The sequence below is a fragment of the Paenibacillus melissococcoides genome (genome assembly GCA_944800085.1).
Lineage (GTDB): Bacteria > Bacillota > Bacilli > Paenibacillales > Paenibacillaceae > Paenibacillus_B > Paenibacillus_B melissococcoides.
The window spans coordinates 526,103-551,800 of sequence record CALYLO010000002.1; the positions used below are offsets into that span (position 1 = coordinate 526,103).

Here is a 25,698-nt window from a genome sequence, read left to right on the forward strand (position 1 = left end):
TAATGAGCTATAACCAACATACAGGTATTACAAATACTCCGATCCCTATTTTAAAAAGCGATAGCATGGCAGTATGAGGCTTTTAAGATAATAGAAGAAAAAATTAGCAATTAACTAAAACTCACATTATTAAAATTTCAGTAACCATTTAATATACCTAATGAGCGAATACGAAAGGGCAATGCCCGAAAGGAGAATATGGAATGTTGAACAAGAAAAACATTACTGCCACGATCGCAGGTCTGATGCTGCTAGGAGCACTCTCATCCGGAGTGACAGCCGCGCTTCCCGCGGCGGCGTCGACCGCAGCGAACAAGACGGAGAAGGCGCTTGCCGTGAAGAAATCCAAATGGAAAACGGTGGACGAAGCACTGGATTGGATGTATAAGAACCAAAAAAAGGAAGGATTGTGGGCTCTCTATAATCCTAACGACGGATTGAGCTTTTATACTGGTGTGTTAGAGCTGAAGAGCTACAAAGAATTTGCGAAAAAGCAAGCTGAATACAAGGGTCCGGCTATCCCGGAACCGGGTAATCTGCCGGATGGCTACCAGTTCAAGGTGGGGATGGTTTACTCTCAAGAACCTCAACGTTTTGGCAAAGAGTATAAGCAGATTCAGAAACAACTGAAGGCGGAGGCGGCAAAGAAGGGAGAAAAATATTATGTCAAAAAGCTGACTTGGGATGTGTCCGGTAGCTCGCAGTTGATCTACGGAAAGGGAAATGGAAGGGGCAACAAAGATATCACAATAATCGCGGAGTATAAAGAAGAGCTGCCCGAAGAAGAGCAGCCCGAAGGGGCTACCCTACCGCCTGAAATGAAAGTAAGCCGGGAATTGCTCGAAATTGGCGGAACCGAAGCGGTATACATTACACATATCGATAAGCTAGATAATGAGGTTCTTGTATGGAACATTCTTGAATGGAACAGCGCCGACGGGAAAATCAGATTCCGGATCATGAGCGAAGTCGGGAAGGAAGAACTGATGGACATCGCAGAAACAATCATTGCAAAGGAGAAATAATAAGCAGCTATATCTTAATTATAACAGGACTAAGAAAGGCCGGAATTACTGTTTGACTACATGAAAGAGGTGGACGGAAAAACTTGGATTCTTTCTATCTGATGCGGCCGAAGGCATTGAGAAGGTCCCTGTGGCGGGAGCTCGAACGTGAATTCCTGTACGGCTTCCGTAGGAACTGCTCAAACCTGATCATTAAGGAACTGAAGGAGATGATCGAGAACGGGAAGTCTGCGGGGAAACCGCGACCATAACGAAAAGGAGAAGAACGGATTGAGAAAGAAATGGAAGGTTGCCATACTGCTGCTTGCGGTGATTTCTTTGCTGGGGGGCTGCTTGGGCGGGAAGTTCGCGATGGACTCCGAGGGCAAGGCGAAAATTAAAGTGCTCTATTATGACGAGGACATCTTTTACAGCGATTACGGGAACAACTTCTATATGAAGTATCCCAATATTGAGTTCGAGGTCATCAACACGGGGACAATCTATCTGGATATGCAGAAAAACGGGACGAGCTATGAGGAGGAATATCTCAAATTTATCGAGAAACATAAGCCGGATGTCATTATGACCAGTTTGTACAGTTTCGAGAAACTGGCGCAGGAAGGGAAGCTGTACAATCTGGACACGGTGATCGAGCAGGAGAAATTCGATCTGGACGGATATATGCCCGGGCTCGTCGAGATGCTTCGGGAACGCGGCCGCGGCTCGTTATACGGCTTGGCTCCGTACTTTAATACCTCGGTCGTCTACTATAATGCCGATCTGTTCCGAGAACATCAGATTGACCCGCCGCGCAATCAGATGAGCTGGAAAGAACTGATCGAATTGTCGAGCCGCTTCGCGAGCCTCAGTTCCGGGGACGATCGGATTTATGGACTGTCTGATGAATTCGGCAATGCCGACGACATGCTTTTTAATGTGGCAAGCAGTTCGTCGCTCCGGGTATTCGATGCGAAGGGGGAGAAGATCACGTTCAACACGGACGGCTGGAAGGAAGCGATGGAGCTGACAGCCAAGGCGATTCGCAGTAAAGCGGTCTATACTGTTTCTCTGGAGCCGGAAAAAGAAAATACGATGTATTCTTGGCAGACAGAGCAGTTCTTCAAAGGCAAAGTCGCGATGATGTTCGGATCGGGCTGGCTCCTGAGCGAGCTTCGGAATCAGCCGAAGTATGGCAGCGACATCCAAGAAGTCAATTGGGACTTTGTTACGGCTCCCGTCGCTCCGGCTTCGCCGGAGGAATCCGCCTTTACGATGTTGGGTTCTTCTATCTATGCGATCGCGGCCGATTCCCCGAACAAGCGGGCGGCTTGGGAATTCGTGAAGTTCGTGAACGGTCCAGCAGAAATGACGAAGGCCGCTTCCCGTTCCTTCCGGGGTCAACTGCCGACAAGGATGGATTGTATGAAAGAGGTAGACGGCAAAAGCACGGAACCCTTCTATATGCTGCGGCCGAAAGCTTCGGGCGGGTCCGTATGGGGGGCTCGAACGTGAACCCCCCGGACGGATTCCTCATGGCCTTCTCGAACATTATCATTAAGGAATTGAAGGCGATGGTCGAGAACGGCAAGTCTGCGAAGGAAGCCGTAGCCGCCATCGAGACCGAAGGCAATGCGGCCCTCCAGAAGGCGCGAGAGGCGGCTAAAGCGAAGGAGCAGGCCAAGGTGCCGCTGAGCAAAGGGCGACCGTGAAGAAAGCCAAATGGAAAACGGTCGACGAAGCACTGGATTGGATGTATAAGAACAAAAAGGAGGAAGAATTGTGGGCTCTCTATAAGCCTAACGACGGATTGAGCTTTTATACTGGTGTGTTAGAGCTGACAGGCGCTTTGATCTGTATTAATGCGGCGGTCGTAGGCATCTTGCTCGCCGCACTCTATAATCCGTTGTGTACCACTGCGATTTTGCCTCCTGTAGATTTTGCGCTGGCTGCATTTTGTTTATTATGCTGGTCTTCTGGAAAGAACCGCCCTGGGTGGTTGTTTTATTAGGCATTCAAATTTGTAATTTAATAGGCTCTGATAATTGTTCTATCAAACTACTATAATAATGACTACTTGATATTGAATACGTAAATATCTATTCACTTGCGGGTGGTGTCAGCTACTGGCACTACCTCAATCAGCTCCTCAAACCATTCCTTATCCTTCATAAGTTGAGTCCGTATAATTGTGTAAAATAGCTTCTTCCAATAAATGAAGAGAGCCATGTTCAAACCCCTCAAGTAGAATGTAGTTGCTGACACAACAAACTAATGAGGTGGATTTGAAAATGGCTCAATATCAGATTAACGTAGATTCGAATATTTTGCAGCAATTATTTATTGTAGATCGTAAAGATGCGGGTGTAGCCAAGCTGCTGGAATCCGTATTGAATCAAGTCTTACAAGCGCAGGTGACCGAACAGTTGGATGCAGAACGTTATGAGCGAGCAGAGGAGCGCAAAGGGATATCGGAATGGGACATACCCGCATAAGCTCACAACACGTGTAGGCACGCTTACGCTTCATATTCCACGTATCCGGGATGGCAGGTTCTCTACGAATTTATTTGCCGGATACCAACGAAGCGAGCAAGCTTTTGTATTAGCCTTAATGGAGATGGTTGTCAATGGTGTCTCTACTCGCAAGGTGTCGCAGATTACCGAGGAACTGTGTGGCGCCGAATTCTCAAAGTCTACGGTGAGCGAGTTATGTAAGAAGCTTGATCCCATCGTACAAGCTTGGAGCCATCGTCCACTTGGTGACAGCCCATTTCCATTTGTGCTAGTAGACGCCATGTACTTGAAGGTACGTGAAGACGGTCGTGTACGCTCTCGTGGACTTTTGATCGCAACAGGAGTCAATACCGGCGGAACACGAGAAGTGCTTGGGCACATGCTCGGCGATTCGGAATCGGAAGAGACGTGGGGGGCCTTCTTCCAGGAACTGAAGCAACGTGGGTTACGGGGCGTGGATTACATCGTGTCTGACCAGCATGGCGGGCTTGTGCGTGCGATCCGTCAGCATTTTCAGGGGGTTACATGGCAGCGATGCCAGACGCACTTTATTCGTAATGTGCTGGACGCAACACCGAAAAGTCTCAAGGAAGATGTGCACCGTGCCATCCGAGGCGTTTTAGATGCTCCGGACTTGGAGACAGTTCGGCTATTGCTGGATAAAACGTTAGAGACATACAGTGAGAAAGCGGAGCGAGCGATGCGTATACTGGAGCAAGGTTTCGACGATGCTACGGCGGTAATGTCGATTCCAGAGAAGTACCGAAAACGTCTGCGTACGACAAACAGCCAAGAGCGTTTAAACGAGGAAGTACGGCGTCGTGAGCGTGTGATTCGTATCTTTCCAAACCGCGATTCTGCATACCGATTACTTGGAGCTTTACTAATGGAGATAGATGAAAAGTGGAGCTTTAGAAATAAGAAAAAAGCCGCCCTAAAGACGACCCACTGATAAGGAGGCAAGGAACCATAATAGGTATGCCCTAATTAACTGGTCGTGATACTGGTCCAATCATTTGAAGTACTTTCTCATATTGTAGTTTAGAAAAGGGATGCGACATCATCGTAAAGCAATCAAGGTTATTCTTAAAGAAGGGCAGAAAGTGTTGATCGTGTGCAAAAAACGGAGAAGACATTGTTGTGAAAGACATTTTTGGTAATTACTCATTTTTGTGGAGTACCATCGACCATGCTCCACCCCGTGTATACCCGTAAGAAGAAAGCCTCGGAATAATCCCGGGGCTTTTGCCGTATATGTTTGATTTGCAGTAAAGAAGGAGCCCCACCAGCACAATGCCAGCAGAGCTCCTTTTCACCAGCATCTGAATTTAATTTTAGACTCCGTTTTTAGAGATGCGCCTAATAGTGAATAGAAAGAGCCGTGGTATTCTTTCCTCAACGGCTCTTTTTTGCATCGGGTAACCGACATCTTCAATATAATCTATTTCTCAGCCTGCTTCAAAAGCCGATCAATTATCACGGCCATCTCAGCCCGCGTAATCGGTTCATTGGGGGCGAATCCCGTGTTACGTCCGCCCATAATCCCCGCGTCCATCACTCTTCGGATCGAGGCCTCTACCCAATGTCCTATCGGCACCGCAGCTCAAGCTTCCGCCTTTTCCGTTTTGTACTCTGCATATTAAGTTGGTATTTAACAACCCCTATACTTTTTTCTCAACCCAGTCGTTAGATCTCAACTTCCTCTCGGAATACTTACATTTTTGAGTATAGTATTTCTTGATGTAGTAGTTTTCTTCAAGGCAAAACAACCGCCCCATAACAAACTGCTTTAATGACCAAAGCCATTGATGCTTTTCAAGAGATGAGGTTGCTCGTCTGGCTCCAGCTCCACAAGCGGTTGCGGCGGATGCAGGTTACATTACGCCAGCTCTGCAATAACAAGAAATTCGTCCTGTCCTGCTCTATACCCATCTTCAACGAAAGAAGGCTTCTTTAAAAAGCATGAATACGTGTACGATGAGCATTATGACTGTTACCCATGTCCAGCAAATTGCGGGTACTGTCCTACGAAACATCGAACCGTGCTTTTCTCCTGTTCTCTTATTGCTACCACTCTCTCCGTTCTTTCCAAGAAAGCCTTCACAGCCACTTTTCGATTTAAAGCATTTGTTTAGTCGGCGAGTTTATGGCCACGTTTCTGCCCTTAATGTTTTTTCGATGCTTGACGGGAACGCTCGTTTGTCCGGCTGGGTTTAGAAAAGGAAGAGGACTACCGCTGACATGGTGGACCGAGAAAAAACATCACAACTTATTTCCTTATACCTCGCAGACATGTGTCGAGTGGTGAAGTTGGTCAAAAGATTCGGCTAACCAGTAACTAGGAAAAGGTGGAGCCTCAAGAATCAAAAAATGTACATGTTTCATTAACTACTTGCCTGCATAAAATATTAGAAACGATGAAAAGTTTGTGATATTTTCTTAATTTAATCTCCACTTAAAATGGAGGTTGTTTATGAAAATCAAAATTTACCCTCTAAACTTACTCCCTTTATCATTAATCCCCCCAAAAAGCTGTCGAATCATTTTTCCTGTGTTAACTAGAGGTGCTACGGGAGCTACAGGAGCCACCGGAGCCACCGGAGCGACCGGAGCCACAGGAGTCACCGGATCGACTGGAGTTACCGGAGCTACCGGAGAAACGGGAGCCACAGGAGCCACCGGAGAAACGGGAGCCACTGGAGTCACTGGAGTTTCCGGAGAAACGGGAGCTACAGGAACCTCAGGAGTCACCGGAGCTACCGGAGCCACAGGAGCCACAGGAGTCACTGGAGTCACCGGAGCCACTGGAGTTACCGGAGCCACGGGAGCCACCGGAGCGCCAGGAGCCACCGGAGTGACCGGAGCTACGGGAGCCACCGGAGCCACCGGAGAAACGGGAGCCACAGGAGTCACTGGAGTTACCGGAGAAACGGGAGCCACCGGAGCCACGGGAGAAACTGGAGCTACAGGAACCTCAGGAGTCACCGGAGCTACCGGAGCCACAGGAGCCACCGGAGTCACCGGAGCCACTGGAGTAACAGGAGATACCGGAGCCACCGGAGCCAGTGGAGCCACGGGAGATACTGGAGCAACAGGAGTTACCGGAGCGACTGGAGTCACTGGAGTCACCGGAGCGACTGGAGTCACTGGAGTCACCGGAGAAACTGGAGCCACCGGAGCCACTGGAGCGACAGGAGCCACCGGAGCAACAGGAACCACTGGAGAAACGGGAGCTACCGGAGCCACTGGAGTCACTGGAGTCACTGGAGCTACCGGAGAAACGGGAGCCACCGGAGCCACGGGAGAAACTGGAGCCACTGGAGTTACCGGAGCTACCGGAGAAACGGGAGCCACCGGAGCCACGGGAGAAACTGGAGCCACTGGAGTTACCGGAGCTACCGGAGAAACGGGAGCTACAGGAGCCACCGGAGCAACAGGAACCACTGGAACCACCGGATCCACCGGAGCTACCGGATCCACCGGAGTCACTGGAGTAACAGGAGCTACCGGAGCTACCGGAGCCACCGGAGCCAGTGGAGCCACGGGAGATACTGGAGCAACAGGAGTCACCGGAGCGACTGGAGTCACTGGAGTCACCGGAGAAACTGGAGCCACCGGAGCCACTGGAGCGACAGGAGCCACCGGAGCAACAGGAACCACTGGAGAAACGGGAGCTACCGGAGCCACCGGAGAAACGGGAGCCACCGGAGTCACTGGAGTTACCGGAGCTACCGGAGAAACGGGAGCTACGGGAGCCACCGGAGCCACCGGAGAAACGGGAGCCACAGGAGTCACTGGAGTTACCGGAGCTACCGGAGAAACGGGAGCTACGGGAGCCACCGGAGAAACGGGGGCGACCGGAGCCACAGGAGCCACGGGAGAAACTGGAGCCACCGGAGCCACGGGAGAAACGGGGGTCACCGGAGCCACCGGAGCTACCGGAGCCACGGGAGAAACTGGAGCTACCGGAGAAACGGGAGCTACCGGAGCTACTGGAGCCACCGGAACTACCGGAGCGCCAGGAGAAACGGGAGCTACCGGAGCCACAGGAGTCACCGGAGAAACGGGAGCTACGGGAGCCACTGGAGTCACTGGAGTTACCGGAGCTACCGGAGAAACGGGAGCTACGGGAGCCACTGGAGCCACCGGAGTCACTGGAGCCACCGGAGAAACGGGAGCCACTGGAGTTACCGGAGCTACCGGAGAAACGGGAGCCACAGGAGTCACTGGAGTTACCGGAGCCACGGGAGAAACTGGAGCTACAGGAACCTCAGGAGTAACCGGAGCTACCGGAGCCACTGGAGTCACCGGAGAAACGGGAGCTACCGGAGCCACCGGAGCCACAGGAGTCACCGGAGCCACGGGAGATACTGGAGCAACAGGAGTCACCGGAGCGACTGGAGCCACTGGAGGGACTGGAGCCACCGGAGTCACCGGAGAAACGGGAGCCACCGGAGCCACAGGAGTTACCGGAGCCACCGGAGCTACCGGAGCTACAGGAGCCACCGGAGCGACCGGAGCCACAGGAGTTACCGGAGCCACCGGAGAAACGGGAGCCACAGGAGTCACCGGAGCTACCGGAGCTATCGGAGCCATTGGAGTTACCGGAGCCATTGGAGCTACCGGAGCCACTGGAGCGACAGGAGCCACCGGAGCAACAGGAACCACAGGAGCCACAGGAGTCACCGGAGCCACTGGAGTAACAGGAGCTACCGGAGCCACTGGAGAAACGGGAGTGACAGGAGCGACAGGAACCACAGGGGTCACTGGAGCCACTGGAATGACCGGAGAAACGGGAGCCACAGGAGTCACCGGAGCCACCGGAGCTACCGGAGCCACCGGAGCCACTGGAGCAACAGGAGTCACCGGAGCGACTGGAGCCACTGGAGCCACGGGAGCCACGGGAGATACTGGAGCAACAGGAGTCACCGGAGCGACTGGAGCCACTGGAGGGACTGGAGCCACCGGAGTCACCGGAGAAACTGGAGCCACCGGAGCCACTGGAGCTACCGGAGCCACTGGAGAAACGGGAGTGACAGGAGCGACAGGAATCACGGGAGTCACTGGAGCCACTGGAACGACCGGAGAAACGGGAGCAACAGGAGTCACCGGAGCCACCGGAGCCACCGGAGCTACCGGAGCCACCGGAGTCACCGGAGAAACGGGAGCTACCGGAGCCACCGGAGTCACTGGAGCCACCGGAGCCACCGGAGCTACCGGAGCCACTGGAGCGACAGGAGCCACCGGAGCAACAGGAACCACTGGAACCACCGGAGCCACCGGAGCTACCGGAGCCATTGGAGCTACCGGAGCCACTGGAGCGACAGGAGCCGCCGGAGCAACAGGAACCACTGGAACCACCGGAGCTACCGGATCCACCGGAGCCACTGGAGTAACAGGAGCTACCGGAGTAACAGGAGCTACCGGAGCAACAGGAACCACTGGAGAAACGGGAGCCACAGGAGTCACCGGAGCGACTGGAGCGACTGGAGCCACTGGAACGACCGGAGAAACGGGAGCCACTGGAGTCACCGGAGCTACCGGAGCCACGGGAGAAACTGGAGCGACTGGAGCCACAGGAGCCACCGGAGTCACCGGAGCCAGTGGAGCCACGGGAGATACTGGAGCAACAGGAGTCACCGGAGCGACTGGAGCCACTGGAGGGACTGGAGCCACCGGAGTCACCGGAGAAACGGGAGCCACCGGAGCCACTGGAGCTACCGGAGCAACAGGAGCCACTGGAACGACCGGAGAAACTGGAGCCACTGGAGTCACCGGAGCTACCGGAGCCACGGGAGAAACTGGAGCGACTGGATCCACCGGAGTCACCGGAGCCAGTGGAGCCACGGGAGAAACTGGAGCGACTGGAGCCACTGGAGCCACCGGAGTCACCGGAGAAACTGGAGCCACCGGAGCCACTGGAGCCACGGGAGAAACTGGAGCCACCGGAACCACCGGAGCCACTGGAGCGACCGGAGCCACTGGAGTCACGGGAGCCACAAGCCCCTTCCAACAATTTCGAGTATCCCAGAATACGCCAAATACAACGGGGAGTTCAGCCATCCCGTTAAGCGCAGTCGCAACTACATTAAAAACGATCACAATAACGGGAGTTCCTGTAGGAAGCCGCATTTGGTTAACTGGAATCGTAGGATGGGAGTCTACGTCAGGTAATACAGTACTTCAACTACAAGTCCTCCGTGGGGCAACTATAATTTTTAGCATTAATCAGCATGCAGTCGCAAATACCACATTTGGAGCAACCAGCGTTGACCACGTTGATCTAACCCCTGGATCTGGAAATATTACCTATACCTTAGCTGCACTAACTACTGTCGGTACAGCTAATGCGGTCGGAGCAATCACTTTTACAGGGGCTTTAATACAGCCCTAGACAATAAGCGGCTAGTCCTTAGCGGGGCTGGCCGCTTTTTTGGGACGTAACGTTTATAGAAATAATAAAGGAGAAATAAAGCTCACATGGGTATTCCCCCCAGAATATACCTGTAATGAGGTGATTAATTTGATTTCCATTAGTCTCTGTATGATTGTAAAAAACGAAGAGGATAGTATCGATCGATGCTTGAGCTCCGTTCAGGATATCGTTGACGAAATCATTATTGTAGACACAGGGTCGACCGACGACACCAAGGAAATTGTACGTAAGTATACGGATCAAATTTTCGATTTCGTATGGATTGACGACTTCGCAGCGGCACGTAATTATGCTTTCAGTTTCGCTACAAAGGACTATATCTTTTGGTTGGACGCGGATGACATATTAATGGATGAAGACCGTAAGAAATTGTCCACTCTAAAAGAGGAACTCGATCAATCCGTTGATTCTGTTATGATGGATTATCATTTAGCTTTCGATGAATTTGGTAATGTGACTTCAAGCGTTAGACGTAACCGCCTTGTGAAGAGGGGAAACCAATTCCGATGGATTGGTGCCGTTCACGAATACCTCGAAGTTTGGGGGAATATTTTGAACAGTGATGTTATCATCACACATAACAGACTCCACCATGATAGCGACAGAAATCTTAAAATTTACGAAAAACGGTTGCTCAGCGGCGAAGAATTTTCGCCTAGGGTTTTATATTACTTTGCAAATGAACTCGTTGATCACCGGATGTACGAACAAGCAATATGTTATTACGAAAAATTTCTAGCTACGGGAAAGGGATGGGTCGAAGATAATATTGCTTCCTGCGGGAAGTTAGCAGACTGTTATCATCAGCTTGGTAATCGGGAACAGGAGTTGGCATCTTCTTTACGCTCTTTTCAATATGGTAGTCCCCGACCCGAATTTTGTTGCCGCTTGGGATTTCATTTCTTGCAGCAGGAGGACATTCGAACAGCGATATTCTGGTATAGGCTGGCTATCCAATTCGAACAGTCGAGAGACAACTGGGGGTTTCTCAATCCCGTATGCTCGACCTGGCTTCCCCATCTTCAACTTTGCGTATGTTACGACCGAATTGGTGAATACGAATTAGCTCACTATCATAATGAGATTGCCTGTAGCTACCGTCCGACCGACCCAAGGGTCATGCAAAATAAAAGGTATTTGGAATCTGTCTTAAGCAATTACGACAAGGTAAAAGCCGGAGGGGATCGTCATGAATGACAAAACGCGTGTGTTAATCGGAAGTCCCGTCCATCAAAAACCGGCCATTTTACGCGAATTTTTAATCTCTTTGCATCGTTTAAGGCAGGAACATATGGAATTCGGATATTTATTTATTGATGATAACCGGGACGAACGGGCAAGTGAAATGCTTCGAGACTTCGCCAAGGTGGTGGACCATGTTACGGTGCTGACATCCGGGCAAGGGGATGAGTATTTTCGTAACGAAACCACACATTTTTGGACCGAACATCTTATTTGGAAAGTAGCAGAATTTAAAAATACCATGATCCAACATGCGACTGATGAACAGTATGATTATTTATTTCTAGTCGATTCCGATTTGCTGCTGCATCCCAGAACGGTTGAACAACTTGTCTCTACGGGAAAAGATATCGTGTCGGAAATTTTTTGGACCTCATGGCAACCGGATTCTACCCCTCAGCCTCAAGTATGGCTTCGTGACGAGTACACGCAGTGGGAACAGCAACGGGGTGAGGATTTAAGCGACGAAGACATCGCTGTCCGTTACGATCAATTTATTACTCAATTAAAAGTTCCGGGGGTATATGAAGTAGGAGGGTTAGGGGCCTGTACTCTTATCAGTCGTCATGCTTTAGTCGCTGGCGTCAACTTCAAGCCTATTAAGAACCTTTCCTTTTGGGGGGAAGATCGTCATTTCTGTGTTCGTGCCGCTGCAATCGGGTTTTCGTTATATGTTGACACTCACTTTCCTGCTTATCATATTTATCGCGAGTCTGATCTAGACGGGGTAGAAAGGTTCAAATACGAGACTGGCGAACATACCAAAAGGCAGGATATAGGGTTATCCGAAAGCATTGGTCAAATCACAGAACCCCCTATAAAACAAAGATGGGATAAATTGACATTGACAATGGTGGTCAAGAACGAGGAGAAACGGTATTTGAAACAGGTACTCGAGGAGCACCGAAAATATATTGATGAGGCAGTGATTATCGATGACGGCAGCGAAGATAACACGGTTGACGTTTGCCTCGACGCGTTGCAGGGGATACCCGTTAGGCTGGTAAGGAATGACGTATCAAAGTTTAAAAACGAAGTCGATTTACGAAAGCAACAATGGGAGGAAACGGTGAAAACAGAGCCCGATTGGATTTTGAATCTCGATGCTGATGAAATTTTTGAGGGCCGGTTTGCCAGTGAGATTCAACAACTGTTACAGCAAGACGAAGTTGACTTATTTTGTTTTCGGCTCTTCGATTTTTGGAACGAAACCCATTACAGGGAGGACCATCTTTGGCGATCGCACTTAACCTATCGTCCGTTTTTGCTCCGTTACCGTTCTGATTTTGTATACAAATGGAGGGAGACTCCGCTGCATTGCGGGCGGCTCCCTGAGAATGTATTCGAGCTTCCCCACCGTTTATCGGAGCTTCGATTGAAGCACTTTGGATGGTCAAAACTCGAAGACCGTCTTGAAAAATACCAAAGATATATGCTGCTCGATTCGGAAGCGAAATATGGATGGATGGAGCAGTATCTATCCATATTGGATGAAAAACCGAACCTGATTCGATGGATCGAATAAGGGAAAGAGACGCTTGCTATGAAGATTGTTCTTAACATGCCTGGATCGAGTACCTCCTATATGATACGGATGGAATAAGCCGGATTTTGACTCGAATCCAACCATATAAAAAAAGGAGCCCTACTAGGGCGTGTACGCAAACTATCGAAATAGCCAAATATCTGGTAAACTTATCCTATGAGAAGACGATATGAGATACGAGATGACCAATGGGAACGACTCAAAGACCTCTTGCCACCGGAACGGAAACCACAGGGTGGACGTCCGGCAATCGATAACCGAAAAATGTTCAATGCCATGCTTTGGGTGATTCGTTCTGGTGCGCCTTGGCGAGACTTGCCAGAGCATTATGGCTCCTGGAGCAGTGTCTACAGTCGTTTCCGCCGCTGGGAGAAAGCAGGCATCTTTGATCGAATGCTAGAGGTTCTGGCTGCCAATCCCGATGACGAAAGTGTTATGCTCGATGCTTCCATCGTTCGTGTTCACCAACACGGCGCGGGGGCAAAAGGGGGCAGCAATTCCAAGCCATCGGACGATCACGCGGAGGCTTAACCAGCAAGATTCATGCCGTTGTAGACGGCCTTGGCAATCCGCTACGCTTCGAAGTAACCGCAGGCAACATCAATGATTGTGTAACGGGTTATGAGATCCTGCAAACCCAAGACATACAAGGTAAACATGTTTTGGCGGATCGCGGATACGATACCGATAAAATCATTGCGCTTTTGGAAGAGAAACTGGCCCATTCCGTCATTCCCAGTAAGAAGAATCGCACGATCCAACGTACAACCGACTGGTGGTTGTATAAAGAGCGTCATCTGGTCGAATGCCTGTTCAACAAACTCAAACATAATCGTCGGCTGGCAACTCGGTACGATAAATTGGCCTGTACTTTTGTTGCCTTCTTAAAGCTGGCCTCTTCCATGATCTGGTTGGCTTAAGGTTTGCATACACGCCCTAGTACAATGCCAGCAGAGCTCCTTTTCACCGGTGCAATAAAAAGAGCCGTGGGATTCCTTGATATGCTCCCCTTAAAGCAGAAGGTTTTATTTTTTTACCTGTCTACTTTAAGGGGAGCATATCACTTTCCTCAACGGTTCTTCGGTGATCGCCGGAAAACCGGCTTGGCGAGTGCGGTTCTCAGCGTCCCATTTAACCTTGCAGCTTCTGCAACCGCCCGAACATTTGTCACATTCCTTCCTATCTCGATAAACTATCGACCTCAAATATAGTGAGTTCATCCAAGCAGTTTACCCCTACCCTTCATACATTATTGAAGGAGGAGGACAAGAACATTCTCGGTCCCTCGACATTAAATGAAGGAGGTTTTCTGATGCCACTCGTTCCTATCCAACGGCTTACAAGCAGTGCGGCGAATGTCGTTTCTGCTCCAGATCGAGCAACTGCAGTAAATAGCCTTTTGGCAGGAGCCGCACCCAATGTCGTCAATGTGGGCAATGCCCCTGCAATTTGGCCTCAACTGGCAAAATTTGATAATGACAATACACCACTCGCGGCCGCGCCGAACCCGCAATTCGTATGGACCCAACCCGCATTTTTCCCTGGTGAGACGCACGGCTTCGCTTCCGTCTCAGTCACCATCCCATTATCTATCGGTGTACTGAATGAATTCTTAATTGCATTAACTGTGTTCGCTGACAACGCGGTAACAGCACGTATCCAGGCCGTCTCCTCTCTTGGTATCAACTTGTTCCCAGTGCCAGGGCTGGATGTCGATCTGAATGCCGGTACGCTCAACCCGGTAGCTGGGATTACGACAGACATCGCCTTTCCGTACAACTGGCAAAATGTCCGCTTCTATTCGATACCAGCTTCCCTTGGAGTAGTCAGCGTTAATATTGGTGTTCGCTTCGTATTCTCTTTTCAGGTGACGAACTACTTGCCACATGGCGCTATCAATACGGCCGGCCTTGCATTTGCTGCCGATATCTATCAAAGTGTTCTCCTGTAATGTAAATACAAATGATAAAAGCCCCTGAGTAATCGGGGGCTTTTGAATATCCATGGAAATAACCCCGCCAAGGAGGTATCAGCGGGGTATAGCTAAGATTATGGAGGGGGCTTGGGCACTTCATCCAGAACAATCTCCACCAAGAAGTACAGATAGCACAGCCTATCGAGGACACCCACCTAATCCCGAGTCACCCAATTCCACTATCAGTCCTGGATCAATTACCTCCTTCTTCTTGGTACTTATATGATATGGAATAAGGCAGATTCTGACTCGGCTCCTACCCACCCAATAAAAAAGAGCCCACGCATCATGTAAGCAGGGCTCCTGTAACCGGGTTTCGCTTGTTGGTGGATGGAGCTGCACCCAGTTTATTGTATTAATATAGGACTGGGATATAACCCCCTCAGGGTACGCCATTTTAGTCTGCTGGTTCCAACCTACACGGCAGCCTTTTTTTCCATGTAATTCGAAATCCCACTGATTAGGTAATTATTACAAAACTTTAAATACATTTTGCTGTGTGACGAGCTAAGCGGGGAAAGAAATGATTATTGTCCGTTTGCTTGATCTCAACCGGAGCATGGACATGAAGTGTATGGACGACAGCATTCCGTGACTAATCAGGAACGCAGTATCCGATTAAATTTTTGCAAAAAAGGAGAAGAACATGAAAAAAATTATTTCTTTGATGTTATTTGTTATCCTTTCATTTACAAGCATTCCTTTTGCTTCTGCTTTATCCATCGCTAATTGCAATTTAAATTGCTTCTCTGCCGGAACCCCGGTACAAACGAATTCAGGCTTCAAGCCAATAGAGGGAATCCGCGTCGGTGATTTTGTCCTGACGAAGGATGAACGAACAGGAAAAACAGGATATAATCAGGTTGTTGAATTGTTCCAACGGCAAGCAAACGAGACATACCAAATTACAGTCAAAGGAATAACAATAACGACGACGGAAGAGCATCCGTTCTGGATTCCTGGACGAGGCTGGGTGGAGGCAAGACACCTTAAGGTAGGTGACCTGCTTCAAAATCCAGAAGGCAAACTCTATCCGATTGATCGGATCGAGATTAAGAACGACAGCACGACTGTTTATAACTTCCGTGTCGAAGGAGTACATAACTATTTCGTAACGGAGCTCGAAATATGGACGCATAATTGTGGAGCAGGCGGAGTTAGAAATATCCCGATGAGGGCGCCTTCAGGAGGGGGCGGTGGCTCAAGCTATAAGGGGACGTCTCAAATTAAAATAAATAGAGCTAATGGAGATGCTTTTGAGAAAGAAGTAGTAAATAAGATTTCTTCGAATCCTAATAATACTAATGTGAGGCAGCAAATAACCGTAAAAACAGAAAGTGGGGTTAAGACGAGAATTGATATTGTGTCAACAAACAAGCAAACAGGTCAAATAAATTGTGTTGAATGTAAAGCATCCCCAACAGTTGTAGGTAAAGGGAAAGCACCTTATACTAGAGGAACAAAAATACCACCAACTAAAGTCCATATAGAAAGAAAGATGGTTGAGATGGAGCTATAAGCCCCAAAGAAAAGAAAGGGGTATAAAAATGCCGTTACAAAACACTAATGAAATCGATGTACTTAGCCTTAACGAAGAAACTGGTGTAGTATCTCTTGGAATAATAGACTCACTTTCATGGGACGATGAGGAAAGACATCTCTTACTTCTTCAGGAGAAGCTTAATGTTTATTTGAGTTTTATTGAGAGCGGAGAAATCTATACTTCATATGAAGGTTCTGAAGGCAAAGAATTTGAAATAAAGATTTTTTTCAAATATCAACTCCCTGATAGTTGCAAGAACTTCTTAAACCAAGTTAAAGAAATAATCAGTGCTGCCGGGTTTTACTTCACTTATCAAATTGGCGCTTGATTTGTTTAACCTTGATTAGGCTTCATGCCTTTCAAGGTTTCTTTGTGGTAATGGATACACGCTCTCATTTCTCGCTAAGTAAGAGCCGCAGGAGTGATCCCACGGCTCTTATCATGCAACAGGGAGTAGGCTTGGCCCCAGCCCTTATTTCTCCGCCTGCTTCAACAGCCGATCAATTATCACGGCCATCTCAGCCCGCGTAATCGGATCATTCGGTGCGAAACCGTCCATCCATGAGTCTTGCGTCCATCACTCTTCGGATTGAGGCCTCTACCCAATGCCTTATCGGCACCGCAACTTAAGACGCTGTACTGCACGTGATTTCAAATTCCTCATAGATTATAATTCGCTTGGAATGGAGTCTATTCCAAGGAAAGACGCTCATTCGGTCCCCATTTCGTCCCCACCGTCTCCGATCTGCACAACACATAATAAAGCCCTGGCATAATGCAAGTCCAAAATTGTGTGTAAGTTCCCTTAATTAAAACTCGCTCCTCTACCTTAATCGCACACTTTTGGATTGGGTTCTTACGTTCGTTTTTCGCCACTTCAAATCATCCGTCATATCGAGATACTTTCGGCCATTGCTCCACTTTTCATCTATCTCCATTAGCATGGCTCCAAGTAATCGGTATGCAGAATCGCGGTTTGGAAAGATACGAATTACACGCTCACGACATCGTACTTCCTCGTTTATACCCCTTGGCTGTTCGTCATACGGAGACTCTTGCAGTGCTTCTATCGAATCGACATTACCGCCGTAGCGTCGTCGAAACCTTGCTCCAGTATGCGCATCGCTCGAAAGTGGAGGCTTGCTGCTCCCGCCTCTCGCTGGCATCGCCCCCTTGCTTCCAGAATGTAGAGCGGACTCACCTGTCCACGGCTTCCTTCCCGGACATTGACGTGGCTGAAAGTGTGGAAACATATGGTTGGCATTCGACGGATTTCGCGATCAACTGCCTATAATTCAGTGCGATAGACCTGTGTGGAAGACTCATTGACGCTTATTGGTCATTTTTTTATGATGTAGACAAAAAACGGGATTTTCGGACTGTTTTATTCGAGGGAAGGGATGTGAGTCGAATGGAATTTATGGACGAAAAAATTCAAGCGCTGCTGAACGAAGCGGAGAAAGCGAAGGAGCCGCACGACATTCGTACAGGACCGGTCCGTGTTGGAAAGCGCTACTACGCGTTCGAGGAGCAACCGTTCTTCGACGGCAAGCTGACGATGTATGTCCCGCAGGATTTTACGGACATGCCGGAGCAAGTGCGGAAAGTGAAATACCCTTATGAAGCACGCCCGCCGATCGTGAAATCCGACGAGACCGGCAGTATCGCGTTCACTTTGAACCGGATCGACCACGACCTGCAAGAGGAATGGGTCGAGGAATTAACGAACGGTATGAGAGCCGGCATCCGGCGGACGAACCCGGCGCATCTGTTCTTTTCTGACGGGACGGAAGAGGCGAACGGCAATAAGGTTGGGTATTTCGAATTCAAGAGCTCCGCGTTGGACGGGTTTATGTATCAGCTTTTCTTCTTCTTCGTGTTCCACGGCAAAACTGGGATGGGGACCTTTAGCTGCCGCTATGCAGATTATGACCAGTGGAGAGACATCGCGTTCCAAGTCATGCGCACCATACACGTGTTGCCCCTGGATGACGGAGAGGAGCAAGAATGAGCCAGAAGCAGACGGTGTATACAAGTGCCAACGTTGTCGTTGCCCCTTACCAATTGGAACGGCTGCTCGAATTGAGGCTGATCAAGCAACTGAACGAGCATGTCAAGTTGTCCGTAAGCGGGATTGTACCGGAAGAGAGGCTCGATCAATACGTCGACGAGGCAGACGATCACACGCAGTTGGAAGTTTACGTACAAGAAGGCGAACGACAAATCGTCTTGTTTCAAGGCGTCGTTACCACAATGGCTGTGCAGGCGAACCGCAACGTCCGCACGTTAACGATCGAGGCGACAAGCGCCACCATCTTGATGGATCTTCGGAAAAAGAGCCGTTCTTACCAAAACGCCGGTGTGGCTTACCGCGATCTGTTCGCGCAACTGACCGGGGCATATGCGAACGGCGATGTCATCGATGGGGCTTCCGGGGGCCAAAGCATCGGAGAGTTTATCGTGCAGTATCAGGAAACCGACTGGCAGTTCGCCAAGCGGCTCGCTTCCCATTTTCACGCTCCGCTCACGCCGATAGCCGCGCATAAGGGGCCGCGCTATTATGTCGGGCTTCCCGATGTGGGCGAGCCGCTCAAGCTGGACGAATATAATTATACGATTCGCAAGAATTTGAAGGACACCAAGCAGCATGCCGCGAACGGCCTGTCGGGAGCGGACGGCGAGAGCGGTATTTGTTATGAAGTGACAAGCCGCAAGCTGATTGAGCTCGGCTTCCCCGTCGCGTTTCGGCAGCGGACGCTCTTTGTGGCGCGCGCGGAGACCAACCTCGAAGGCGGCATTCTTGTCAGTCATTACGAGCTGCGGGAAAAGAAAGGCGTAAGCTGCCTCACAACCTATGCCCATGCCTTATCAGGGGCCTCGCTGTTCGGCAAGGTGCTGGACGTGTCCAAGGACCAAGTGAAGGTCAGCCTGCATATCGACAGCGGACATGATGCCGGGGCCATGTGGTTTCCCTACTCGACCGTCTATTCTTCCCCGGACGGAAGCGGCTGGTATTGCATGCCGGAAGCCGGTGACGAGGTTCGGCTCTATTTTCCTGATGAGAGGGAGCCTAACGCATTTGCCGCCAGCTCGGTCGACTTGGCCTCCTCCGACCCGGTGAAGCGCAGCGATCCGGCGGTCAAAAGCATTAGTACCAAATACGGCAAGCAAGTCGTATTCCAATCGGGGGCGATTGAGATTATCGGAAACGGCAATCTGCTGATGCGCCTGACGGATGACGGAGGCATTGAAATTAATAGTGACAAAAAAATCGTGCTGTCCGCCGAGGATGACATCGAAATTACCGGAGGAGCGCGCATCTTGCTGCAGGGCGAAGCCGGGATCGACTTGAAGCAAGCGGACGCGAATCTGAACATTGCCGAACACGTGACGTTAAGCGGCGGGAAGGTCAATATCGAATGATCCGGGTGATGAGTAAAGAGGAGGCGCTGCAAGATTTGCTGGAGCAGCATGTGTTCGACCGTTGGCAGTTCGATCTCTCGGAGATCGACGAACGATACCGGCAGGAGAAGGAGCAGATCGAACGCCGTTTTTTGGCGGCCTTCGAAGCGGTATGCAAGCAAGACGCCAAGCTGCAGGCAGAGGGGCGCAAGGGGAGCATTCGTTACGTGTATATCTCCTTTTTGCGGACAAGCATCATGGCGAACACGGCTCTTTATCGGATCGACGCCTACGACGATAATTGGTTTCTCGATGTGGAGGAATGCGCATCTTCTTGGTCTGCTGATTTTATTTTCGCCCCGCAGTTCCGCCGGATGGGGGAGTTGGAGGAGAAGCGAAAAGCGTATGCGAGAAAGATCACCCGGATGGATATCGAGAAGATCAAGCTGATCGAAGCCTACAAGTACCACCTGTTGACGGTGGAATGGCTGCGAGGCTTCATCCCTTCGCTCATTGAAAGTGAAGCTTATCGCCGGATGGACAAGTCTGTGAACCTGCAATTATTCATTGGCGAATACAAGGATCAATGTGAGCTGCTGTATGAAACTTCCGGCGGAGGGGACGACGGGAGAGCCGTAGAAGCGACTAACGATGGGGCGGTATAGGAACATGGACTATTTCTGGTTGAAGCAAGATGAGCGTCATACGGACGTGCCGGTGCTGGAGCAGGTGCGAAGCAAAATCGATCGCAGAGACATCCGATGGCGGAGCGCGCATAAGATTCCGGACCCGATTGTATTCTACGTGACGGCAGGGCCGGAGAGCGAGTTCCTCGATGTGATGGAGCGGCAGCTTTATCTCGTGTCCGAGGATCTGAAACGTCTCCTTGCGATATATGAGCCGGAGGCGTGGTTTATATTTACGCCGCTGCTCGACCTGAAAGGGCAGCGGCAGAAACGCTATTTCCTTCCAATCTTCCCGGAGGACATGGTACTCAGTCTGAGCAGCGAGTGGTCTCCCGACAGGCGCTTCGTCAAAAAGCCGGTGTTAGCGGAAGAGAAGCTAAAGGGCAAAAAGATCGTCCGCGTCCAGGAGAGCGATTCGCCCCTTGTAGCGGTTCGTCTGGACGTTGCGGAGAGCATCTTGCGCCGGAATTTCACCGGAGTGCGGCTGGAGAAAGCGATTGTGGAATAAGACGGGGCAGCGGATGGCCGAAAAACCGGGCACAAGACAGAAGCACGCAGAGGGTGGGAGATGAGCGCTTGTCCTATTCCACCGGTATGCGAAATGATGCAAGCAGGGAGAAGCAATAGAGAGGGGGGATTCATGTTGAATATGGAGATGACGACGCCGGAAGGGGCCGGGACTCCGCCGAGGTATGTGGTCAGAGGGGCACGCATGCAATGCGCCTGCGGCAGCAACCCGCGGCGGATCAATCTGCCCAGGAGCCATGGGTCGTTTGTAAACGGCAAGCCGATGATGAATGAGACGGATTGCAAGCCGCATGAGAATATCCCGCATTTTGGAGCCTGTCAGGGAGAACGTAATCCAAGCGGTGAAACCGTGTATTTTATTGCGGAGAATGGAGAAACGATCGCGGGCAAGCCATGTATGCCTGAATTTTTGGAGACATGGGTCTACACGAAGGAGAATACGAAGGTGGAAGGTCAGCCGGCGCTGACGACCGATTCTTTGCTCGTGTGCAACTGGGGCGGCGTGATTTATTTCCTGACCGACGGGCAGCACGACGAGTAATCCAAGCGGAGGCTGACGATGATGAAAGGATTCGATCACATCCGGATTCAATCGCCGTACCGGCTGCAACGAATCGAGGATGTACGGCTGGCATGGAAGCCGAACGAGCACGGACGGCTTGTCGTCCGGGGCTATGTCGAGGACACCGACCATGTGAAAGCGGTCTTGAACGCTGCGGAGCACGACGAAATTCATTTGTACGAGAAAAATGGGCAAAGCGAGAGCGCGATTTTTAAAGGTTCGGTCAGCGACGTGCGCATCACCCATACGAACGGGGTCTATGCGATCCAGATAGAGGGTGCGTCAGGCAGCCATTTGATGGACTTGAAGCGCAAGCGCCGTTCCTTCCAGGATGCGGGGATGACCTATGCCCAGCTCGTGGAAGATATCATTCAGACGTATCCCGGTTCCGATGTCATCCCTTACGCGGGCGAAACGACGAGCATCGGGGAGCCGATCTTCCAATACGACGAGACGGACTGGGAGCTGTTGACACGGCTCGCCAGCCATTTTCATGCCGTTCTCGTGTGTGATATAGTAGAGGCAAAACCAAGGTTTATGTTCGGCATGCCGGAGGGAAGGAGCTGCGAGCTGCCCGGCGATCTCCCGTATATCGCCCGCCGGGACCTGGCGGCGTTTCAACGGGCGGGCGGCTACGAAGCCGGCCTGCATCCGGCGGATTTCTACCATTGCGAGATCGACAGCGGTGCGCGTTACGCGATCGGAGACGAGGTGATGTTCCGCAACAAGCGGCTGGTGGTCAGCGAGGTGTCGGCCCGGATGGACCGGGGACAGTTCGTCTATACCTATCGGCTGTCGCGGCGGGAGGGGATTCGTCAGGAGCGGCTGGTGAATCCGAGGCTGACCGGCCTGTCGCTGGAAGGCGAAGTGTTGGCCGTCCAGGGCGAACAGGTTCAGCTTCGTCTGGATATCGACAAGGAACAAGCCGCGTCCGCGGCGTATTGGTTTCCTTTCGCTCCGCCAACGGGCAACGCCATGTACTGCATGCCGCAGGTGGGGACGCATGCGACCTTGTACTTGCCCGACGCCACGGGAAGCGGCGCGGCGGTGACCGGGTGCGTGCGCAAGAACGGGGATAGCTGCGCCAAGACGGGAGACCCGAATATCCGCTACTTCGGCACGGAGCACGGCAGCGAGCTGGAACTGTCTCCGACCGCGATCAACGTCGTCAGCGGCAGCAAGGAACCGCTTCAACTCAGCTTTGACGATGCGACGGGCGTCACGATGACAAGCCATCGGAAGCTGCTGCTGAATGCAAAAGACGATATCTCGCTATTTACCCCGAAGCGGATTCGTATCCATGCACAAAGCCAGGTGCTCGTCAAGAAGCTTACCGCCCTGAGCGGCTTCTCGATCGAGAACGAGTATCATCTGCTCGGAGAGCATGTCGAGGTGCTGGGGCGAGACCGGACGGAGTATGCGCCGTACGAGGATGAGCCGCAGGAGGGCGAAGCGCCGAAGTTCGATTGGGGCAAGCTGTGGGGCAATGTGTTGGCCGGATTAGCGGTGGTGGCGGTGGTCACGGTTGCCGCCGTGGCCACCGTGGCTACAGCGGGAGCCGGTGCTGTCGTGATCGCAGCCGTTGCTTCGACGGCGGCCATATCCGGGACCGCAGCCGTAGCCGGAAAAGCGATCTCGGACATCCGCCGGGGGGAAGTCAGCGATACTTCGGCTTATATGTGGGATGCGTTTCGAGATACGACGATAGGAGCCGTATCCGGCGCCATATTTGGTCCCTATGGCGGGATCTGGGCTTCCATCGGTGGCCGAATGACGTTTCAAGGAATGGTCGGGGCCGCCGAAAGCCTCATGAGACAAGCGATGGACGGGGAAGGACTAAGCTGGAAAACGACGTTGTTCGATGCGGCGATAAGCTTTGGAACCGCAGGACTCCTTGATCCGAAGGTGCTCAAGCCGGTGGGCGGATTCATCAAGAAGCAGGTCGGCACTACGAGCCGATGGATCTCGGACAGTGCAGGAGACATTTCCCGAAAATTCAGCAACTATATGGATGGCCTTAGCGAGAACGGCAACACGTTAGCCCGCATCTATGTAGAACACGAACAAAAAGGGCTGGCCGGACTCGCAAAGGAGCTCGGGGAAGCGTTACAGAAAGATCTGAGCCACCTTGGCAGCAATGCCAGAGAGCAACTGGAGAAGCTGAGAAATAGCTTGAATCCCCCGCCCAGATACCAACTTGCGGGTGCATCGCATATGGGGAATGAAGCATCCGATCTCTTCGAGAACATGAGCAAGGAATTGACGGAAAGCCTGGAAGGGTTGAAGAGTAAGCTTGATAATGTAATGAAGAGCAGTTCGGGTGGTTCTGATGGGAAGCCTCCGGGTTCTAAGGGGACGGGAGATTTTGATTATAAAGAATGGGAAAATATGCCCGTTAGTGGTCAAACTCGTCTAACAGCTGATGGGTTAAGGATTATGAGTATTCGAGATTTAAAGAAATTTAAGAAAGACATGAATGATATCGGCATTAAAGTTATTCTTGACAAAAAGGGAAAAATTCTCCCTGGAAACGTTGCGGGGGGCTTTGACCCATATACTGGACAAATGGTCTTGAGACCTGACGCATCACTTTTAAGTGCTCTCCATGAATCCTACCATGCAAAACAATTTAGAGAACTTGGACAAGAAAATTATCTGAAACAATCAAGAGCAGAAAGGGAAGAGTATGTTTATAATGAAATTATGAAAAATAAAGAAAAATTTAGTGCTGAGGAGATATATGAAGCACAAAGATATATTTTCTTTCACTAGCCTTGCACCAAACCTGACATGAAAAATATATTTCTCATTAATTACTTTTTCTTCAATTTATTGATCGATTATATCTGGTAACTCATAAAAAAATCTCCTAATGTTGAAGGATAGGCATGTTACCCATTCCCTCACCAAAAGGAGAAAAGACCATGGGTAATATACCAGATCAGACCGTCATTTGTAAATGCCTAAATTTGATTCAGCTCTCGGACGACGAATTCCCAATCTTCAATTATCGACGAAAGTTTACACTCGTGAGAGCGATCAAACTACTCATTGATGCTCAATTGAATAAACGCACGGACCTCGAAGATATCTGCAACGCGTTGCGTGCGAACGAACAGCTGCAGCAGGCGATCCACTTGAAATCCATTAGCGCTTCCCAACTCGTACGTACACTCAGAGCGTTGCCTTTACCGGTGTTGCAGCAGCTATGGATTCAAGTGACACAACGTTTGCAACAACTTTATCCGAAGCAGGGTATCCCCGGCATCGGGAAACTGAGCATTGTCGATTCAACGGTACTTACACTCCCTGATGTCGCTGGAAAATGGGCCTACTGCTCCAAACACAGCAACGGGGTAAAGATCCACACCAAACTTGCTGTTTGCGACCCGGATACCGTCTATCCCGAAAACATTGTTTGTTCCACACGAGGCGTTGCTGACAGCGAAGTGGCTTTGGATCTGGTGATCGATAAAGATGCCATTCATGTTTTGGATCGCGGGTACATCACATATGGTCACTATAAGCAGTGGCTGGATGATAATCTACGCTTCGTGGCACGCATTAAGAAAAGCAACAAGACGGCGATCATCTGCGAGCACGAGATCGATGAAACGACGCCTGTGGTGCGTGATGCTGACGTGATCGTGAGCTACAAGGATGAAGAAGGCCATGTGATAGAAGCCCAGCTCCGGTTAGTGGAGTATACCGATGAGAAGAACCGCCAGTACCGTGTGCTTACGAATGTCTGGGATAAGTCCGCAGCCCAAATCTGCGAGATTTATCGGCGCCGCTGGATGATTGAATTATTCTTTAAATGGATGAAGCAACATATGAGCTTAGTCCATTTGTACAGTTTCCATCCAGAGGCAGTATGGAACCAGATTTTTTTAGCCTTCATCGCATATGGTTTAGTCATGTTGGTCCGGAAGGAGGCTGACACCACTCAAACGCTATGGTCATTTCTAAAGCTGCTTCGGGTCTATATGAATAAAACGTGGGATCAATTTTTGATGGCACTGCACCGCAAACCAACCAAGCACTCGAAGGGCAGGCGGAAGAAACGAAAGGGTGGTCGACCACGAAAACACCCAAAGCAATGTAAGACCGTTAAAGTGGTGATTAAATAGGTAATAATGGCATATTAACATTTGATGGTAACATGTTCCTATGGTTTAGTAGGAGATCGACTTTTGGCTTTGCTAGGAAAAAAGAAACTGTAAATATATATAAATAATGATTATTAGTTCCGTATCTG

General features: G+C 50.5%; 18 protein-coding genes and 4 pseudogenes. 19 read left to right on the forward strand and 3 right to left on the reverse strand.

What is annotated here, in order from left to right:
* Window positions 1-203: 203 nt before the first annotated feature.
* From OCY70_RS10635 to OCY70_RS10650, 5 genes and pseudogenes are all read left to right on the forward strand, one after another.
* Window positions 204-1,025, forward strand: a complete 822-nt coding sequence (locus tag OCY70_RS10635; protein ID WP_213428791.1) for a hypothetical protein — start codon at window positions 204-206, stop codon at window positions 1,023-1,025.
* Between the two features lie 270 nt (window positions 1,026-1,295).
* Window positions 1,296-2,519: an ABC transporter substrate-binding protein gene (locus OCY70_RS10640; RefSeq protein ID WP_306433943.1), complete on the forward strand. Its 1,224-nt coding sequence runs from the start codon at window positions 1,296-1,298 to the stop codon at window positions 2,517-2,519.
* On the forward strand, window positions 2,516-2,716 hold the full coding sequence (locus OCY70_RS35750; RefSeq protein WP_306433942.1) for a hypothetical protein: 201 nt from the start codon (window positions 2,516-2,518) through the stop codon (window positions 2,714-2,716). The genes OCY70_RS10640 and OCY70_RS35750 overlap by 4 nt, the downstream gene beginning before the upstream one ends.
* A gap of 122 nt (window positions 2,717-2,838) precedes the next feature.
* Window positions 2,839-3,071 (forward strand): annotated as a pseudogene (locus OCY70_RS10645) (hypothetical protein); the annotation flags it as partial.
* 224 nt (window positions 3,072-3,295) lie between these two features.
* Window positions 3,296-4,472 (forward strand): annotated as a pseudogene (locus OCY70_RS10650) (IS256 family transposase).
* A gap of 489 nt (window positions 4,473-4,961) precedes the next feature.
* Here the strand turns inward: OCY70_RS10650 and OCY70_RS10655 are convergent.
* A complete protein-coding gene (locus OCY70_RS10655) occupies window positions 4,962-5,117 on the reverse strand; it encodes an S-layer homology domain-containing protein (protein ID WP_261944838.1) in 156 nt (51 codons plus the stop codon).
* Between the two features lie 954 nt (window positions 5,118-6,071).
* Here OCY70_RS10655 and OCY70_RS10665 point away from each other — a divergent pair.
* From OCY70_RS10665 to OCY70_RS10695, 7 genes and pseudogenes are all read left to right on the forward strand, one after another.
* Window positions 6,072-9,914 (forward strand): beta strand repeat-containing protein, encoded by a 3,843-nt coding sequence (locus tag OCY70_RS10665; RefSeq protein ID WP_261948763.1) that lies wholly within the window; start codon window positions 6,072-6,074, stop codon window positions 9,912-9,914.
* Between the two features lie 129 nt (window positions 9,915-10,043).
* Window positions 10,044-11,153 carry a tetratricopeptide repeat-containing glycosyltransferase family 2 protein gene (locus OCY70_RS10670; RefSeq protein WP_213428829.1) on the forward strand — a complete coding sequence of 370 codons (1,110 nt, stop codon included), beginning with the start codon at window positions 10,044-10,046 and terminating at the stop codon, window positions 11,151-11,153.
* A complete protein-coding gene (locus tag OCY70_RS10675; RefSeq protein ID WP_213428786.1) occupies window positions 11,146-12,723 on the forward strand; it encodes a glycosyltransferase in 1,578 nt (525 codons plus the stop codon). The genes OCY70_RS10670 and OCY70_RS10675 overlap by 8 nt, the downstream gene beginning before the upstream one ends.
* A 177-nt stretch (window positions 12,724-12,900) precedes the next feature.
* A pseudogene (locus tag OCY70_RS10680) lies at window positions 12,901-13,598 on the forward strand (IS5 family transposase); the annotation flags it as partial.
* Window positions 13,599-14,056: 458 nt separating this feature from the next.
* Entirely contained in the window at window positions 14,057-14,695 is a 639-nt protein-coding gene (locus OCY70_RS10685; protein ID WP_213431242.1) for a hypothetical protein, read from the forward strand.
* A gap of 670 nt (window positions 14,696-15,365) precedes the next feature.
* A complete protein-coding gene (locus OCY70_RS10690) occupies window positions 15,366-16,238 on the forward strand; it encodes a polymorphic toxin-type HINT domain-containing protein (protein ID WP_249725660.1) in 873 nt (290 codons plus the stop codon).
* 28 nt (window positions 16,239-16,266) lie between these two features.
* Window positions 16,267-16,590 carry a DUF6572 domain-containing protein gene (locus OCY70_RS10695; protein WP_249725661.1) on the forward strand — a complete coding sequence of 108 codons (324 nt, stop codon included), beginning with the start codon at window positions 16,267-16,269 and terminating at the stop codon, window positions 16,588-16,590.
* Between the two features lie 144 nt (window positions 16,591-16,734).
* Here the strand turns inward: OCY70_RS10695 and OCY70_RS10700 are convergent, their stop codons facing one another.
* Both OCY70_RS10700 and OCY70_RS10705 read right to left on the reverse strand, forming a co-directional pair.
* Window positions 16,735-16,821 (reverse strand): S-layer homology domain-containing protein, encoded by an 87-nt coding sequence (locus OCY70_RS10700; RefSeq protein WP_249725662.1) that lies wholly within the window; start codon window positions 16,819-16,821, stop codon window positions 16,735-16,737.
* Window positions 16,822-17,086: 265 nt separating this feature from the next.
* A pseudogene (locus OCY70_RS10705) lies at window positions 17,087-17,287 on the reverse strand (transposase); the annotation flags it as partial.
* Between the two features lie 386 nt (window positions 17,288-17,673).
* On the opposite strand from OCY70_RS10705, the gene OCY70_RS10710 reads away from it, so the two are divergent.
* The 7 genes from OCY70_RS10710 (at window position 17,674) to OCY70_RS10740 (ending at window position 25,570) form a co-directional block, all read left to right on the forward strand.
* A complete protein-coding gene (locus tag OCY70_RS10710; RefSeq protein ID WP_213431244.1) occupies window positions 17,674-18,273 on the forward strand; it encodes a hypothetical protein in 600 nt (199 codons plus the stop codon).
* A complete protein-coding gene (locus tag OCY70_RS10715) occupies window positions 18,270-19,685 on the forward strand; it encodes a phage late control D family protein (RefSeq protein WP_261944839.1) in 1,416 nt (471 codons plus the stop codon). Before OCY70_RS10710 ends, OCY70_RS10715 begins: the two co-directional genes overlap by 4 nt.
* Entirely contained in the window at window positions 19,682-20,329 is a 648-nt protein-coding gene (locus OCY70_RS10720) for a hypothetical protein (protein WP_261944840.1), read from the forward strand. Before OCY70_RS10715 ends, OCY70_RS10720 begins: the two co-directional genes overlap by 4 nt.
* 4 nt (window positions 20,330-20,333) lie before the next feature.
* Window positions 20,334-20,858, forward strand: coding sequence for a hypothetical protein (locus OCY70_RS10725; RefSeq protein WP_261944841.1), 525 nt, complete (start codon window positions 20,334-20,336; stop codon window positions 20,856-20,858).
* A gap of 132 nt (window positions 20,859-20,990) precedes the next feature.
* Window positions 20,991-21,419 (forward strand): DUF4280 domain-containing protein, encoded by a 429-nt coding sequence (locus tag OCY70_RS10730; protein WP_249724660.1) that lies wholly within the window; start codon window positions 20,991-20,993, stop codon window positions 21,417-21,419.
* 18 nt (window positions 21,420-21,437) lie between these two features.
* Complete coding sequence (locus OCY70_RS10735; RefSeq protein WP_213426969.1) at window positions 21,438-24,212, forward strand: zincin-like metallopeptidase toxin domain-containing protein; 2,775 nt, start codon at window positions 21,438-21,440, stop codon at window positions 24,210-24,212.
* 152 nt (window positions 24,213-24,364) lie between these two features.
* A complete protein-coding gene (locus tag OCY70_RS10740) occupies window positions 24,365-25,570 on the forward strand; it encodes an IS4 family transposase (RefSeq protein WP_261944490.1) in 1,206 nt (401 codons plus the stop codon).
* The last annotated feature ends 128 nt before the right edge of the window (window positions 25,571-25,698 follow it).